Raw genomic sequence first — 14,290 nt, forward strand, 5'->3', positions numbered from 1 at the left:
TCAGTTGATATTGAATAACCTATCGCTATGTCTGTCTTCGCCATTGTAGCTTTAGCGGCCTATTTCCTCAGTCTGGGGCTGATTATTCCCAGTCTGGTGCGAAAAAACGGAACCTACCGCCGTCTGGCAGTGGTATCCGCTACGATCGCCCTGGTCTGCCATGCAGTGGCCTTGTATCAGCGTATTTTCGATGTTCAGGTCGGACAAAACCTGAGCCTGCTGAACATCGGGTCCCTCATTAGCCTGATTATCTGCACGGTCATGACCATTGTAGCGTCGCGCAATCGCGGTTGGTTCCTGCTGCCCATCGTCTATACCTTTGCATTCATTAATCTGGCGTTCGCCAGTTTCATGCCGGGTGAGTTTATTACCCACCTCGAAGCGATGCCCGGTTTAATGGTGCATATCGGTCTGGCGCTGTTTGCCTACGCCACGCTGATGATTGCCGCGTTGTATGCGCTGCAACTGGCATTGCTGGACTACATGCTGAAAACCAAGAAATTGGGCTTTGCCGCCGACATGCCGCCGCTGCTGGGCATCGAACGCAAGATGTTCCACATTACCCAGATTGGCGTCATCCTGCTGACGCTGACGCTATGCACCGGCCTTATCTACATGAACGATTTGCTCAGCAATAAAGAGAACCTGCATAAGGCGTTGTTCTCCCTGCTGGCATGGTTTGTCTACATTCTGCTGCTCTGGGGGCACTACCACGAAGGCTGGCGCGGACGCCGGGTCGTGTGGTTCAACCTCATCGGCGCCCTGTTGCTGACGCTCTCCTACTTCGGCAGTCGGGTAATCCAGAACTTCCTGGCGCATTGACCGCCGTCGCGGCTTAAGCACTTTATCAAGCGCATAAAAAAAGAGAGCCTCGCTCTCTTTTTTACTGTCACACGCTAACGTAAGTCCGCAAGTCAGATGTGCAATTCCGCCAGTTTGTCTTTCGGCAACGCCAGATCGTCGTTTTTGTTGACCAGAACGTCGTGATCCAAAATGTGGCGTGCAATGTCCTGCGCTTCGGTCAGGGAATGCATTTCATAGGTGCCGCATTGATACTCGTTCAGTTCCGGGATTTTACGCTGGTCGGTGACCTTAAGCACATCCGTCATGGCCGCTTTCCAGGCGTCCGCCACACGTTGCTCTTCCGGCGTGCCAATCAGGCTCATGTAGAAGCCGGTACGGCAACCCATAGGCGAGATATCGATGATTTCCACGCCGTCACCGTTAAGGTGGTCACGCATGAAACCAGCGAACAAGTGCTCCAGCGTGTGGATACCACGCTCCGGCATGATCTCCTGGTTAGGACGACAGAAACGCAGATCAAACACGGTAATCGTATCACCATGAGGGGTTGTCATGGTTTTGGCCACCCGAACGGCCGGCGCAGCCATACGAGTATGATCGACAGTAAAACTATCTAGTAATGGCATCTTGCCACCTCCTCATGAAAAATTTATTTCTCGTTTCCAGGAAACTTTTCTTACCGGTACCGGTCATAATAAATGAAAGACGCGCATTTATTATCATCATCCCTATTATCAGAGATGTTTCTTTGGCCACCCGATGACAATCGAGTGGCCTTTTCTTTTACCGGCTACCGGCCTTACTGTCTGGACAAATAGGCGTCAAAACTCAACGTATCTTCCGACTCCAGTTGACGCTGGTGCTGCCATGAACGCTCGCACTCAGAGGTAAACTGCACTTCAGACAGAATCTCCAGCGGCTCCTGCGACAGTTGTTCGCGGTACTGCCCGGCCAGTTGCAAACCAACACCGCCGCTGCCATTTTCCAGCATCATCGCCAGAATCCGGGCGGAGAACGTCTTGTCTGGGTCGTCGAACCCTTCCACCAGTTGGTCGCAGACCTGTCGATAGTACGACGTAGCCTGCCCCTGATCCAACAATTCCGCAACACGCCGCAGATCCGCAAACAGCGTGCGCCCAACATCAGCAATCGTCTGACGCGTCGTATCGCAGCCCATGCCTACCGTCTGACCCGGTTTACGGCCTTCCAGGATCACCTGATTCCAGTTTTTACGCGTGCAGAGCAGTTCCGCTTCGCTCATTTCCGGCGCATCCGCCAGCGCACACCAAATCAGGAACAGGTCGAGGAAGCGAGCCTGTTCGGCGCTGACGCCGGTTGCCGAGAACGGATTAATGTCCAGCGAACGCACTTCGATATACTCGATTCCACCACGCAGCAACGCATCGGAAGGCGACTCGCCTGGACGGGTGACGCGTTTCGGCCGAATCGGCGCATATAATTCGTTTTCGATCTGCAACACATTGGTATTCAACTGCAGATAACGGCCATCTTTTTTGAGACCAATCGCCGCATATTCTTCAGAAGGCGTGTGAATCGCCCTTTTCAGCGCCGAAACATAGGTGTCCAGGCTGTTGAAGGTAATCCCAAGGTTGCTCTGCGATTTGTTGGTATAGCCCAGATCGCTTAAACGCAGCGATGTGGCGTACGGCAGATAGAGCATCCCTTTTTCCGAACGCTCAAACGGCAGGTGGGTTTCTTTGCCCTGCAGGAAAGAGGAGCAAATCGCCGGCGATGCACCAAACAGATACGGAATTACCCAGCCGAAGCGGTAGTAATTACGAATCAGTTGAAAATACCCGGCGGAAATCGCTTCTTTGCCGCTGATAGCGTCGGTAATACCATCACGGGCCTGCCAGAATGCCAGCGGCAGCGAAAAGTTATAGTGCACGCCGGAAATGGTCTGCATCAACGCGCCATAACGGTTTTTCAGGCCCTCGCGATATAGCGTTTTGAAACGGCCAATATTCGATGAACCATACTGCGCCAGTTCGATATCCTGCCCGGCTTCGATAAAGCAAGGCATACTTAACGGCCACATGCGCTCATCACCCAGATTACGCGCCACATAACGATGAATATCACGCAAAAAGGCGAGAAGGTGATCAATATCCTTGTCAACCGGCGTAATGAATTCCAGCAATGCTTCAGCAAAATCCGTGGTAATCCAGGGGTGAGTCAGCGCCGCCCCCAGTTTCTCCGGATGTCCTGTTTTCGCCAGATGTCCATTTGCCATCACGCGCAGTGTTTCACGCTCAATACCACGCTGGATCCCTTTTATCGACTGAGGATGTTTTTCCAGCCAGGACAGCGCTTTTGATACGTCCGGGATCAAATTGACCTCCCGCTATGAAGATTTAGTCATGTTAATAAGAATAATGGATGGTATATGGGGACAATAATCGCGATTACAACTCACCCGGTTCCCATCGTCCATTTCAGCGCCACGCCAGCTACTACCAGATAGCGCAACGTTTTTCCGATAAAAATACATATTACGGAGCTTGCCCAGGGCATCCTTAGCCAACCCGACAATACGCACAATATATCGCCGACCACCGGCACCCAGCTAAACAATAATGCTGCGGTGCCGTAACGCTGCAACCAGCGTCGGGCGGTATCCAATCCTCTTTGCGGCTTAAGTTCGGGTATCAAGCGCCCGACAATGATATTGGTGATCCCTCCCAACGTATTACCAATGGAAGCAATAACAATCAGCAGCAATGGGCTGGTGCTGTGGGTTAACAGCAGCGATACCAGCACGACTTCAGAACTGCCCGGCAACAGCGTCGCACTCAGGAAGCTGCTCCAGAACAGGGAAAAGACCGCCCAGAACTCACTCACAGCGTTCTTACGTCAACCACATCCATACCGGCACTGGCGGCGGCCTGAAGACCAAAATCGGCATCTTCAAACACGACACAGTGCTCAGGGGCAACCTGGATTAATGTTGCACAACGCAGGAAGGTATCCGGGAAAGGTTTATGCCGCTGCACATCATCAGCGCCGACCAGCGCAGAAAAATAATCACGCAGGCCAAGATGGCGCAACAGACGCTCGGCCAGACCATGCGTGCTCCCGGTGCCAACGGCCATCGGGCGGCGGCCATGATAGGCTTTGACGACCTCAATCAACGGCAGTGGTTGTACGGTGTCCATCAGCATGGTTTCGGTCAGGGACGCTTTCTCCGCCGCCAGTTTATGCGGATCGAGATCTGACTGATGCTGGTTGATAATCACTTCGGCAATGCGCCAGGTCGGCGCGCCGTTCAGCGCCGTCATGGCATCGTTGTCATAGCTCATACCATACTTTGCCAGTACCTGTTGCCACGCCTGACAATGGGTTGGTTCCGTATCGAGAATAGTGCCATCCATGTCAAAGATCAGGCCCTGATAGCGATCGTACATCATGACTCCGTACCCACCGAAAAGAGACGACTACTTTAACGCAAACTCAAAACATTGTCGCTTACTCAATAACCTTAGTAAAAACAGTGAAATAGATATATCAGACGGGTGAAATACCAAAGCGTTAAACACAAAGCGTTAAACAAAAGAAAGGCGATGATTTGGAAGGAAACAAAGATGGTTTTGAAGAAGATGGTGCATCCGGGAGGATTCGAACCTCCGACCGCTCGGTTCGTAGCCGAGTACTCTATCCAGCTGAGCTACGGATGCATTTTAGAAATTGCTTAGATTTTGATGTTACAACAAAGAGGAAACAGCATCAGGAGAATGGTGCATCCGGGAGGATTCGAACCTCCGACCGCTCGGTTCGTAGCCGAGTACTCTATCCAGCTGAGCTACGGATGCATTTCAAGACTTACTGCAAACTTCTCTTAAATTGTATCACTGACAATGCTGTTGTCAGATAATGCATTACATTAAATGGTGCATCCAGGAGGATTCGAACCTCCGACCGCTCGGTTCGTAGCCGAGTACTCTATCCAGCTGAGCTATGGATGCAATTTAATGGCGGTGAGGGAGGGATTCGAACCCTCGATGCAGCTTTTGACCGCATACTCCCTTAGCAGGGGAGCGCCTTCAGCCTCTCGGCCACCTCACCGTACCGACCGGTAACCACTGAATTTCGTCTTCATTCAGCGCTCACCTGTCTGCGTGGCGCACATATTACTTTCCCGGACTTATAAGTCAAACAATTTTTCCGATATCAGTTCCGTTTGAACACTTCGCACCCAACAAGAACAGATTAACGACAAAAAGCATGCTTTATCGCCAATAAAACAACCAGTTATTTGCACTCACAACAGCAAATGCCCGGGAGACTATTCATTGGCAAAAAGGAAAATACAGGAGCGGACAGAAATACTTGAACAACAGCGCCTCGCCAACACGAGACGCTATTCAATCAATAGGAGGTAGGCTGAGACTTCTCTGCCTGAATACGCTGGTAAATCTCTTCACGGTGTACAGAGACTTCTTTCGGCGCGTTAACACCGATACGAACCTGATTGCCCTTTACTCCTAGTACGGTAACCGTGACCTCATCGCCGATCATGAGGGTTTCGCCAACTCGACGAGTCAAAATAAGCATTCTTTGCTCCTTGAAAGATTATAAAGAGTCAGGTCTCTCCGTTCTCCCGTCATTATCCATCATGGTTGGGGAAAACGTAAACCTGGATGACGAAAATGTCTCATCATCTCACTCATTGTCTGTTACTAATGTTCAGTTTAGTCGATATAAGACAGCTTGCGCTTTTTGTTATCACAACCAGACTTCGCCTCACTGGTCGTCTCTGGAGCTCCACAGACGACCTATGAACAGTCTTGTTTACGGCCATCCTTACCGCAAGCTAAAAACGCCAAAGCCACTCATAGTCATGGCGTTTTTGCCGGGATAACACGTATTTAATATTTATAGCTTATCAACCACCCAGGCTTCAATGCTGGTCAACGCCGATGGCAACGCATCGACATCACTGCCGCCTGCTTGCGCCATATCCGGACGACCACCACCTTTGCCGCCAACCTGGTTTGCCACAAAGCCAATCAACTCGCCCGCTTTGACGCGATCGGTCAATTCTTTGGTCACACCGGCGATCAGGCTGACTTTGCCATCCGCCACCGTCGACAGCACAATCACCGCAGAACCCAGTTGGTTCTTCAGATCATCCACCATCGTCCGCAGCAGCTTGGGCTCAACGTTGCTTAACTGCGTCACCAGCAGCTTCACCCCGTTGATATCCTTCGCCTTGCTGGACAGCGAAGAGCTTTCCTGCGCGGCTTGCTGCTCTTTCAACTGCTGCAACTCTTTTTCCAGCCCGCGGGTACGTTCCAGCAAAGAACGCACTTTGTCTGCCAAATTGTTACTATCGCCTTTCACCAGTTGTGTGACTTCATGCAGCAAATCATTCTGATGGTGCAGAGCGACAATAGCATTCTCGCCGGTAACCGCTTCAATACGACGAATACCCGCTGCCGTACCCGATTCAGATACAATCCGGAACAAGCCGATATCGCCGGTGCGGCGAGCATGAGTACCGCCACACAATTCGATGGAAAAATCCCCCATCGACAGCACGCGGACATTCTCTTCGTACTTTTCACCAAAGAGCGCCATCGCGCCTTTCGCTCTGGCCGCATCCAGCGCCATTACGTCCGTTTCTACCGGCAGATTACGACGAATCTGGGTATTGACGATATCTTCCACCTGACGAATCTGCTCCGGCTTCATCGCTTCCGGATGAGAGAAGTCAAAACGCAGGTAGCTGTCATTGACCAGCGAACCTTTCTGCGCCACATGTTCGCCCAAGACCTGACGCAAGGCTGCGTGCAACAAATGAGTCGCCGAGTGGTTCAAACGAATGCGGTCACGGCGGACATGATCCACCACGGCATCCACCTTGTCGTTCACCCGCAGAGAACCCTGGGTCAGTTTGCCGATATGGCCGATGGCCTGACCGTATTTCTGAGCATCGGCGACAGAAAAGCGGGCTGCCGCCGACGTCAACTCGCCCTGATCGCCAACCTGACCGCCGGATTCGCCGTAGAACGGGGTTTCGCTCAGGATTACGACCGCATCGTCACCCGCCTGAATTTCCTGCACAGACTCGCCCTGACGATAAATCGCCACGACCTTCGACTGCTGCTCAGTACGTTCGTAACCGCAGAACGTTGTAGACTCATCCACACGGATCAGGCTGTTGTAGTCGGCGCCGAAGCCGCTGGCATCACGTGCGCGCTGGCGTTGCGCTTCCATCGCACGTTCAAAACCCTCTTCATCCACTTTCAGATTACGCTCACGGCAAACATCCGCGGTCAAATCGACCGGGAAGCCATAAGTGTCATAGAGACGGAACGCCGCTTCGCCGCTCAGGGTATCGCCCTTTAGCTGCTTAATTTCTTCGTCCAGCAACAGCAACCCGCGTTCCAGAGTACGGGCAAACTGCTCTTCTTCATTCTTAAGCGCCTGCTCCACCAGCCCCTGCTGGCGTTGAAGCTCTTCGGCAGCCGGCCCCATTACCTTAATCAGAGTACCAACCAGCTTATAGAAGAAGGTTTCTTTCGCACCCAACATATTACCGTGACGGACAGCACGACGAATGATGCGACGCAGCACATAGCCGCGGTTTTCATTCGACGGCATTACGCCATCGGCAATCAGGAATGCACAAGAACGGATGTGGTCGGCGATGACGCGCAGTGACTTGTTGTTCAGATCGTCGGTTCCCACCACGCTGGCGGCTTCCGCGATCAGTGCTTTGAACAGATCGATCTCGTAGTTGGAATTTACATGCTGCAGGACGGCGGAAATACGTTCCAGCCCCATGCCGGTATCAACCGATGGTTTCGGCAGCGGTAGCATGGTGCCATCGGCCTGCCGGTTGAACTGCATAAATACCAGGTTCCAGATCTCGATGTAGCGGTCGCCATCTTCTTCTGGGCTTCCCGGCGGTCCGCCCCAGATGTGATCGCCATGATCGTAGAAAATTTCAGAGCAAGGGCCGCAAGGACCGGTATCGCCCATCTGCCAGAAGTTATCCGACGCGTATGGCGCACCTTTGTTGTCGCCGATGCGGATAATGCGTTCGTGAGGCACGCCCACCTCATTCGCCCAAATGTCATAGGCTTCATCATCGGTGGCGTAAACCGTAACCCACAATTTTTCTTTGGGCAGACCAAACCATTGCGGGCTGGTCAACAATTCCCAGGCGTAAATGATGGCGTCGCGTTTAAAGTAATCACCGAAGCTGAAGTTACCCAGCATTTCGAAGAAGGTGTGGTGACGCGCAGTGTAACCCACGTTTTCCAGATCGTTATGCTTACCGCCGGCACGCACACAGCGCTGAGAGGTCGTGGCTCGCACATAATTACGTTTGTCCAACCCCAGGAAAACGTCCTTGAACTGGTTCATCCCGGCATTGGTAAACAGCAACGTAGGATCATTGTTTGGCACCAGGGAACTACTGGCGACAACCTGATGACCTTTACTATGGAAAAAGTCGAGAAACGCTTGACGGATCTCAGCGGTGCTCTTGCTCATAATTGTCCTGAAATCAAGCTAAAAGAACAGTCGCGGGCAAGGCAGATGCAGCATGCTGATGTGACCAAGCCAAACGCGAAACAAAAAAAGTGGGAATAAGATAAATTTTCTTAGGGGGGAAGTAAAATCCCGTATGCGTTCAATCGGAAAAATTCATATATACCGACTGAATTTCATCGTGGGAAAAACCGCGGTAAAGCAAATAACGCTGAACTTTGGCACGTTCTTGCCAGTTCACTGGCAACGGTGAACCGAATTTACGGGTCGCCACTGCTTTCGCCTGTAGATACCAGTCAATGTCGCAGGACTGCAGCGCCATACGCTGGGTAGATTTATCGATGCCCCGCTGATTGAGCTCGGCGCAAATACGCTGAGTACCATATCCTTTACGGCAGCGGCTACTAATATAACGCAGGGCATAGCGCGCATCATCCAGCCAGCCCTGTTGCCGACAGCTGTCCACCGCCTGCTCGATTTGGGTATCGAGCTCGGACAATGCAGATTCGTCTGCATTGTCGCACTCACGGTTTGTCTGCAAATACGCCGCAATTTTGCGGCGCAATTCCATCTCGCTATGATCTCGCACAGCCAGCACATTCATCGCATAGCGGAGTACTTTCGACATGCCTGTCATCCCGAGAATGTGCTGTCCATGCTACGACGTTCCATTAAAAATCGTCGTTGAGTTCGCCAGCGGCTTCCTCATCGTACTCAGCGCGTTCACCGCTAACGCTCGGCACGACTTCATTATCTTTGTGCAGCAGCATTTCGCGCAGTTTCTTGTCCAGTTCGGCGGAGATGGTCGAATTTTCCCTCAGGAAATTGCAAGCGTTAGCCTTGCCCTGACCGATCTTGTCACCATTGTAACTGTACCAGGCGCCTGCTTTTTCAATCAGCTTGTACTTCACGCCCAGATCAACCAGTTCACCGTAGGTATTGATCCCTTCGCCATACAGAATCTGGAATTCGGCCTGTTTGAACGGTGCGGCAACCTTGTTCTTCACGACCTTGACGCGGGTTTCGCTCCCGACCACTTCTTCGCCTTCTTTAATCGAGCCGATGCGGCGGATATCAAGACGGACGGAAGCGTAGAATTTCAGCGCGTTACCACCGGTCGTGGTTTCCGGGTTACCGAACATGACGCCAATCTTCATACGGATCTGGTTGATAAAGATCAGCAACGTATTGGATTGTTTCAGGTTACCAGCCAGTTTGCGCATGGCCTGACTCATCATGCGCGCCGCCAGCCCCATATGCGAATCGCCGATCTCGCCTTCGATCTCCGCTTTCGGCGTCAACGCCGCCACGGAGTCAACGATAATCACATCCACCGCGCCGGAACGAGCCAGCGCATCGCAGATTTCCAGCGCCTGTTCGCCGGTGTCCGGCTGGGAACACAGCAGATTATCGATATCTACGCCCAGTTTCTTGGCGTAGATCGGATCCAGCGCGTGCTCAGCATCGATAAACGCACAGGTTTTGCCTCCACGCTGTGCAGCTGCAATCACCTGCAGCGTCAGCGTAGTTTTACCGGAGGATTCCGGGCCGTAGATTTCGACAATACGCCCCATCGGCAAACCACCAACACCCAGTGCGATATCGAGCGACAGGGAGCCCGTGGAGATCGTTTCAACATCCATTGAGCGATCTTCGCCCAAACGCATGATAGAACCTTTACCGAATTGCTTTTCGATCTGACCCAGCGCCGCCGCCAGTGCCTTTTGTTTGTTCTCATCAATAGCCATTTCTACTCCTGTCGCGCAGCCTGCCGCTGCCTCTACGCCGTTGCTTATTCATGATTCACCGAACCGATGGCCGCATTATACTGTATACTCATACAGCATCAAGCCTATTTTATAAAAATCTCTCCAGCAGCGTCTGCAGGGCAAAAGCCACCGCCTGCAAACGAACCTCATGGCGATCGCCGTCAAACTGCATTCTTTGCGCCACACTGTTGCCGTTTTTATCGCTAAAACCAAACCATACGGTTCCCACCGGTTTGTCTGGCGTTCCGCCGTCCGGCCCGGCAATACCGCTGACCGATACGGCGATATCCGCACCGGAGCGACTTAGCGCCCCCGCCGCCATTTCGTTCACGACGTCGCGACTAACCGCGCCAAACTGCGCCAGTGTGTTTGCCTGCACGCCAATCAGCGCCTGCTTGGCCTGATTACTGTAAGTCACAAAACCGTAGTCAAACCATGCCGAACTACCGGGCACATCCGTAATCGCCTTGGCCAGCCATCCGCCGGTACAGGACTCGGCGCAGGTTATTTTCGCCTGACGCGCCTTCAGACGTTCTCCCACCAGCGCGCTCAGTAGCAAGATTTCAGTTTCTGTCATCGCAGCACCCTGTTTTATCCATCGCAGCTCAATAGTAATGAACACATTCTCCCTCAGGGTAGCACTTTTCCTCGTGCAACCCCGTTGCTTAACAGGAATGCGAGGCGGCGCGCAACATGGCGCGGCGCGTTGTCTTATTATTGTCACTGTGACTGTATATGATTGACACACAATAATAACGACGATAGCGTTTTTACGACATGCATGCCCCGCCTCGGGGCTTTTTTATTGGCGCTACAAGGCACAGCCGATGATAATTCGCCAACTGACAACCGATGATCTCGCTGAATTTCGACGTATCCGGCTGGAAGGGCTGCGGCAAGCCCCGCACGCCTTCGGCAGCACCTGGCAAAAAGAGCAGGCGGAACCTGTCGGCGCTTTTCTCAGTCGTCTGGAAAATAATCGCGTATGGGGCGTGTTCGAGCCGGAATTCCAGTTATGCGGCGTCGCCGCCTATGCCGGGCAAAACGATGAAGAAGGGATTATCTGGGGTGTCTATGTCGCAGGCTCCCTGCGTGGAACCGGTGCGACAGACAGATTAATGCGTGCGCTGATTAATGATGCCGGTGCTCGCTTGTCGCGCCTGACGCTGACGGTCATGAGCGATAACTACCCGGCGATCAGGCTTTACCAACGGCTGGGCTTTCAACGTATTTCTCTCACCGCCTCAACAGCAGATGAATCCCGGCAGGCGTGGTATCTGGACCTGAAATAATGCTGGCCTGCCAGTTGACAGGCCAGTTGGGTAGGAACCCACAGAAAGGAATAGCGCCTGTGTTGCGAAATACCACTGGCTACATGGTGGATTAACACATCAGGCGAATCGACTTCATGATATACCTGTTATCTTTCAAGCTGCTGGCGTATTGGCTGCTTCGTTTCCAGTCCCTGACTTCGGTAAACGACTGGGGGTTACGCTGTTTGCCACTGTCCTGCAAACTCAAAATCCCCTGGGTATAAAAAGCCTTGTTATCGGTGTTTCATCCCTGGCGGGTAATTAGCGCGGCACTCTCCCATTTAGTTTTTGCATCTTGTTCTGCTTTAAGTGCGTTGGGCTACGATAGCTTATTTTCTGGAGTGCTCCTTTTCTTTTTTATTTATCGGCGAGAAAACCAATAACCTTACCCCGAAAAGAAAATATTTTTATTTTCCGGCATGATTATACCTAGCGGAACTATTGCCATATTGAAACACAACGCCGGTGGATAGACATAAAAAAAAGCCCACCAACTGGTGGGCAAAGCTATTGGGTTTTTCAACAGCAAAGATTTAGTAGTACTGGCACGACAGTTATCCACTGCCTGAAAATAAATTTACCAGTTATTCCTTAAAATAACCTTAGTTTTATCTCATACTCACATAAACATTGATAAAAAAACAAAATCGGCCACCAATTAATTAACCCACTGTGTTACAAGCAAAAAAAAAGCCCACCAACTGGTGGGCAAAATGACACTATTCTCTGGCATGAAGCATCCTGAAGACACAGGTTGGCGGCGTTCCGCCGCCTGATAAGAATGCTACAATATAAATATTAAGCCAACATTAGGAAAAACAAAAAAACCATCAATGCAAATCCTCACTAAAAATAAAAAGAAGATGAAAAAACAAAGCCCACCAAAAGGTGGGCAAATACTAGCTAATTATTATAAAAAACCTGGTGTTTGGCGCGGTAAAATCATTACCTGCTGATAAAATTACACCAGGAAGATTAAAACAACCTTAAAAAACAATTTATCTCATTTATTTTTCGACTATCACAAAATAAAAAAAATAGAAAACACGCCAATAATCCCTACCGTCATTACCACAATAAAACAAAAAGCCCATCAGAGATGGGCCAAATAAAAATGACAATCGAAAAAAATTCCTTACTCTATAACATGGCACTGCAGTCAATTAATACTAAGTAAAAGTGTAACAGAAATCCGCCAACCTGCTCTGACAGCGTTCATTATTCTTCTGTTTTTGTGAGAATGCGCATCCTCCCCTGCCCGATATCGGCAGCGTCGGCCCGTCACTGCGCTAAAACCGGTTTTTATTTCCAGCGGGTTTGCAGGTTTCCCCAGGCATCACGTACACTCGCCAGAAGACACGGCGACTCCCGTTACAGAAAAGGGTTTACTTGCCTATTTCGAGCGGTTATCAAAAAAGCAGAACAGAGTTTGTCTCAGGTCAATCAGGAGGGGAAGAAAACGTGCCACCTGCATTCTTACGTCGATCTGGCATTACGGATAATCACACCGATCGGCTCAGTAGTTCATTGGTCATTTTCCGTCCGGCGGATGTGCTGTTCGATTTGTGGCGCGACCCTAAAACGCTACCGGTGCTGATGAACCATGTCGCCCGCATCGATATCATCAATAGCACGGATTCTCTGTGGCGGATGAAAGCGCCGCTCGGCCAATATATTGAATGGCAGGCGCGTATCGTGGATGAGCAACCCGGCCAGTTTATTCACTGGCGCTCATTGCCTGGCGCCAGAATCCCGAACGAAGGACGCCTCTCGTTTCGTCCCGCCCCGCACGGTGACGGCACCGAAGTGACCCTCAGTATTCGTTTCGATCCTCCTGGCGGTTTTTTGGGGCGCACCCTCAGCCAGGTGTTTCAGCTACTACCTAAAGAGATGTTGCACAAAACGCTGTTGCGCTTCAAACAGATGGCGGAACAGCCAGGTGCTGGAACAACGCCGCCGCCTGATGAGCGTTGATCCCGTCTTTATTCTGCGACAGGCATAAAAGACAGACGGCGGGAAAACCCCGCCGTCTGTTTTATCAACAACCATCGATATTATTTCTTGTTAGGCATCATCCGCAGCAGCGTATCGTCGCGCACCACATAGTGATGATACAAGGCGGCTACCGCGTGAAGCCCTACCAGGAAATACCCGGCGTTGGCAATCAGCTCGTGGATGTTCAGCAATATCTGCTTGATATCTTCATTCGATTCGGCAGCGAACGGCATCGCAATACCGAATATCGACCAGTCGGCGCCGCGATAGTACATGCCCAGCACACCCAGCACCGGCAACGCCAGGAACATCAGATAAAGAAAGCCATGCACGGCATGGGATGCGATCACCAGCAGTCGTCCCGGTGGTGGCGTGATGGGCGGAGTAGGATGGCGAAAGCGCTGTACAACCCGCAGGATCATCAACACCCACACGGACACGCCGCAGCTGTAATGAATAGTCGACATCAGCGCTCGCGCACTACTCCCGCGCGGAGCAAAACCACGTAGCTCCATAGCGGCATAAGTGACTATTACCAGCAGCAATACCAGCCAGTGCAACACAATCTGAGATGAGTGATACTTGGTCTTCATGGAATTCCTTCTCTGTATGAGCATACAATCAGTGTGTGAATATAAAACGCATACAGCCTAACTTCACTATCTTAAGCTAGCATTAGTTTTTATCCGGCAGCAGCGAAACGTTCTTTTGGACAAAAAAATCCCGCCTTAATGGGAAGGCGGGAAAAATGACTACTCTCTGACAGGGATAAATAACACAACATCAACAAGGGTTGAGACAAACATTACCAGCTTCAGTGTATAGAACTGTCATCTGTCGGTAAGGTTGGTTGGCGGGATGTAAGTCGAATTTGACAGGGATAACAGCGTC

At 51.3% G+C, this 14,290-nt stretch carries 14 protein-coding genes and 4 tRNA genes; 4 read left to right on the plus strand and 14 right to left on the minus strand.

Going from position 1 to position 14,290, the window contains the following annotated elements; genetic code table 11:
- The first annotated feature begins 27 nt into the window (after window positions 1-27).
- Window positions 28-822 (plus strand): cytochrome C assembly family protein, encoded by a 795-nt coding sequence (locus DDA898_RS16335; RefSeq protein WP_013319091.1) that lies wholly within the window; start codon window positions 28-30, stop codon window positions 820-822.
- A gap of 92 nt (window positions 823-914) precedes the next feature.
- On the opposite strand, the gene luxS is transcribed toward DDA898_RS16335, so the two are convergent.
- The 10 genes from luxS to alaS all read right to left on the minus strand — a co-directional run bounded on the left by luxS (window position 915) and on the right by alaS (window position 8,325).
- Window positions 915-1,430 (minus strand): S-ribosylhomocysteine lyase, encoded by a 516-nt coding sequence (luxS, locus tag DDA898_RS16340; RefSeq protein ID WP_013319092.1) that lies wholly within the window; start codon window positions 1,428-1,430, stop codon window positions 915-917.
- Window positions 1,431-1,603: 173 nt separating this feature from the next.
- On the minus strand, window positions 1,604-3,157 hold the full coding sequence (gene gshA / locus DDA898_RS16345; protein WP_038911745.1) for a glutamate--cysteine ligase: 1,554 nt from the start codon (window positions 3,155-3,157) through the stop codon (window positions 1,604-1,606).
- An 80-nt stretch (window positions 3,158-3,237) separates the two neighbouring features.
- Window positions 3,238-3,666 carry a YqaA family protein gene (locus tag DDA898_RS16350; RefSeq protein ID WP_013319094.1) on the minus strand — a complete coding sequence of 143 codons (429 nt, stop codon included), beginning with the start codon at window positions 3,664-3,666 and terminating at the stop codon, window positions 3,238-3,240.
- Entirely contained in the window at window positions 3,663-4,229 is a 567-nt protein-coding gene (gene yqaB, locus DDA898_RS16355; protein ID WP_013319095.1) for a fructose-1-phosphate/6-phosphogluconate phosphatase, read from the minus strand. Before yqaB ends, DDA898_RS16350 begins: the two co-directional genes overlap by 4 nt.
- 193 nt (window positions 4,230-4,422) lie before the next feature.
- Window positions 4,423-4,499, minus strand: a tRNA-Arg gene (locus DDA898_RS16360).
- Window positions 4,500-4,557: 58 nt separating this feature from the next.
- A tRNA-Arg gene (locus DDA898_RS16365) sits at window positions 4,558-4,634 on the minus strand.
- Between the two features lie 76 nt (window positions 4,635-4,710).
- Window positions 4,711-4,787 (minus strand) — tRNA-Arg (locus tag DDA898_RS16370).
- A 7-nt stretch (window positions 4,788-4,794) separates the two neighbouring features.
- A tRNA-Ser gene (locus tag DDA898_RS16375) sits at window positions 4,795-4,887 on the minus strand.
- Between the two features lie 303 nt (window positions 4,888-5,190).
- Window positions 5,191-5,376 (minus strand): carbon storage regulator CsrA, encoded by a 186-nt coding sequence (gene csrA / locus DDA898_RS16380; protein ID WP_005972168.1) that lies wholly within the window; start codon window positions 5,374-5,376, stop codon window positions 5,191-5,193.
- A 321-nt stretch (window positions 5,377-5,697) separates the two neighbouring features.
- Entirely contained in the window at window positions 5,698-8,325 is a 2,628-nt protein-coding gene (gene alaS / locus DDA898_RS16385) for an alanine--tRNA ligase (protein WP_038911746.1), read from the minus strand.
- On the opposite strand from alaS, the gene DDA898_RS23410 reads away from it, so the two are divergent.
- The gene (locus tag DDA898_RS23410) at window positions 8,275-8,424 is read left to right on the plus strand and encodes a hypothetical protein (RefSeq protein ID WP_162471549.1); all 150 of its coding nucleotides are present in this window, start codon (window positions 8,275-8,277) and stop codon (window positions 8,422-8,424) included. The genes alaS and DDA898_RS23410 overlap by 51 nt on opposite strands.
- A gap of 40 nt (window positions 8,425-8,464) precedes the next feature.
- Here the strand turns inward: DDA898_RS23410 and recX are convergent, their stop codons facing one another.
- The 3 genes from recX to pncC form a co-directional block, all read right to left on the minus strand.
- On the minus strand, window positions 8,465-8,950 hold the full coding sequence (gene recX / locus DDA898_RS16390; RefSeq protein WP_038912618.1) for a recombination regulator RecX: 486 nt from the start codon (window positions 8,948-8,950) through the stop codon (window positions 8,465-8,467).
- Window positions 8,951-8,993: 43 nt separating this feature from the next.
- Complete coding sequence (gene recA / locus DDA898_RS16395; protein WP_038911747.1) at window positions 8,994-10,070, minus strand: recombinase RecA; 1,077 nt, start codon at window positions 10,068-10,070, stop codon at window positions 8,994-8,996.
- 109 nt (window positions 10,071-10,179) lie between these two features.
- On the minus strand, window positions 10,180-10,668 hold the full coding sequence (gene pncC / locus DDA898_RS16400; protein ID WP_038911748.1) for a nicotinamide-nucleotide amidase: 489 nt from the start codon (window positions 10,666-10,668) through the stop codon (window positions 10,180-10,182).
- 250 nt (window positions 10,669-10,918) lie between these two features.
- Between pncC and DDA898_RS16405 the strand changes: the two genes are divergently transcribed.
- Window positions 10,919-11,383, plus strand: coding sequence for a GNAT family N-acetyltransferase (locus tag DDA898_RS16405; RefSeq protein ID WP_038911749.1), 465 nt, complete (start codon window positions 10,919-10,921; stop codon window positions 11,381-11,383).
- A 1,482-nt stretch (window positions 11,384-12,865) separates the two neighbouring features.
- Complete coding sequence (locus DDA898_RS16410; protein ID WP_033112015.1) at window positions 12,866-13,378, plus strand: SRPBCC family protein; 513 nt, start codon at window positions 12,866-12,868, stop codon at window positions 13,376-13,378.
- Window positions 13,379-13,458: 80 nt separating this feature from the next.
- Here the strand turns inward: DDA898_RS16410 and cybB are convergent, their stop codons facing one another.
- Window positions 13,459-13,992, minus strand: a complete 534-nt coding sequence (gene cybB / locus DDA898_RS16415; protein WP_038911750.1) for a cytochrome b561 — start codon at window positions 13,990-13,992, stop codon at window positions 13,459-13,461.
- Window positions 13,993-14,290 lie beyond the last annotated feature (298 nt).

Source organism: Dickeya dadantii NCPPB 898 (assembly GCF_000406145.1).
In the GTDB taxonomy this organism is placed as follows: Bacteria; Pseudomonadota; Gammaproteobacteria; order Enterobacterales; family Enterobacteriaceae; genus Dickeya; species Dickeya dadantii.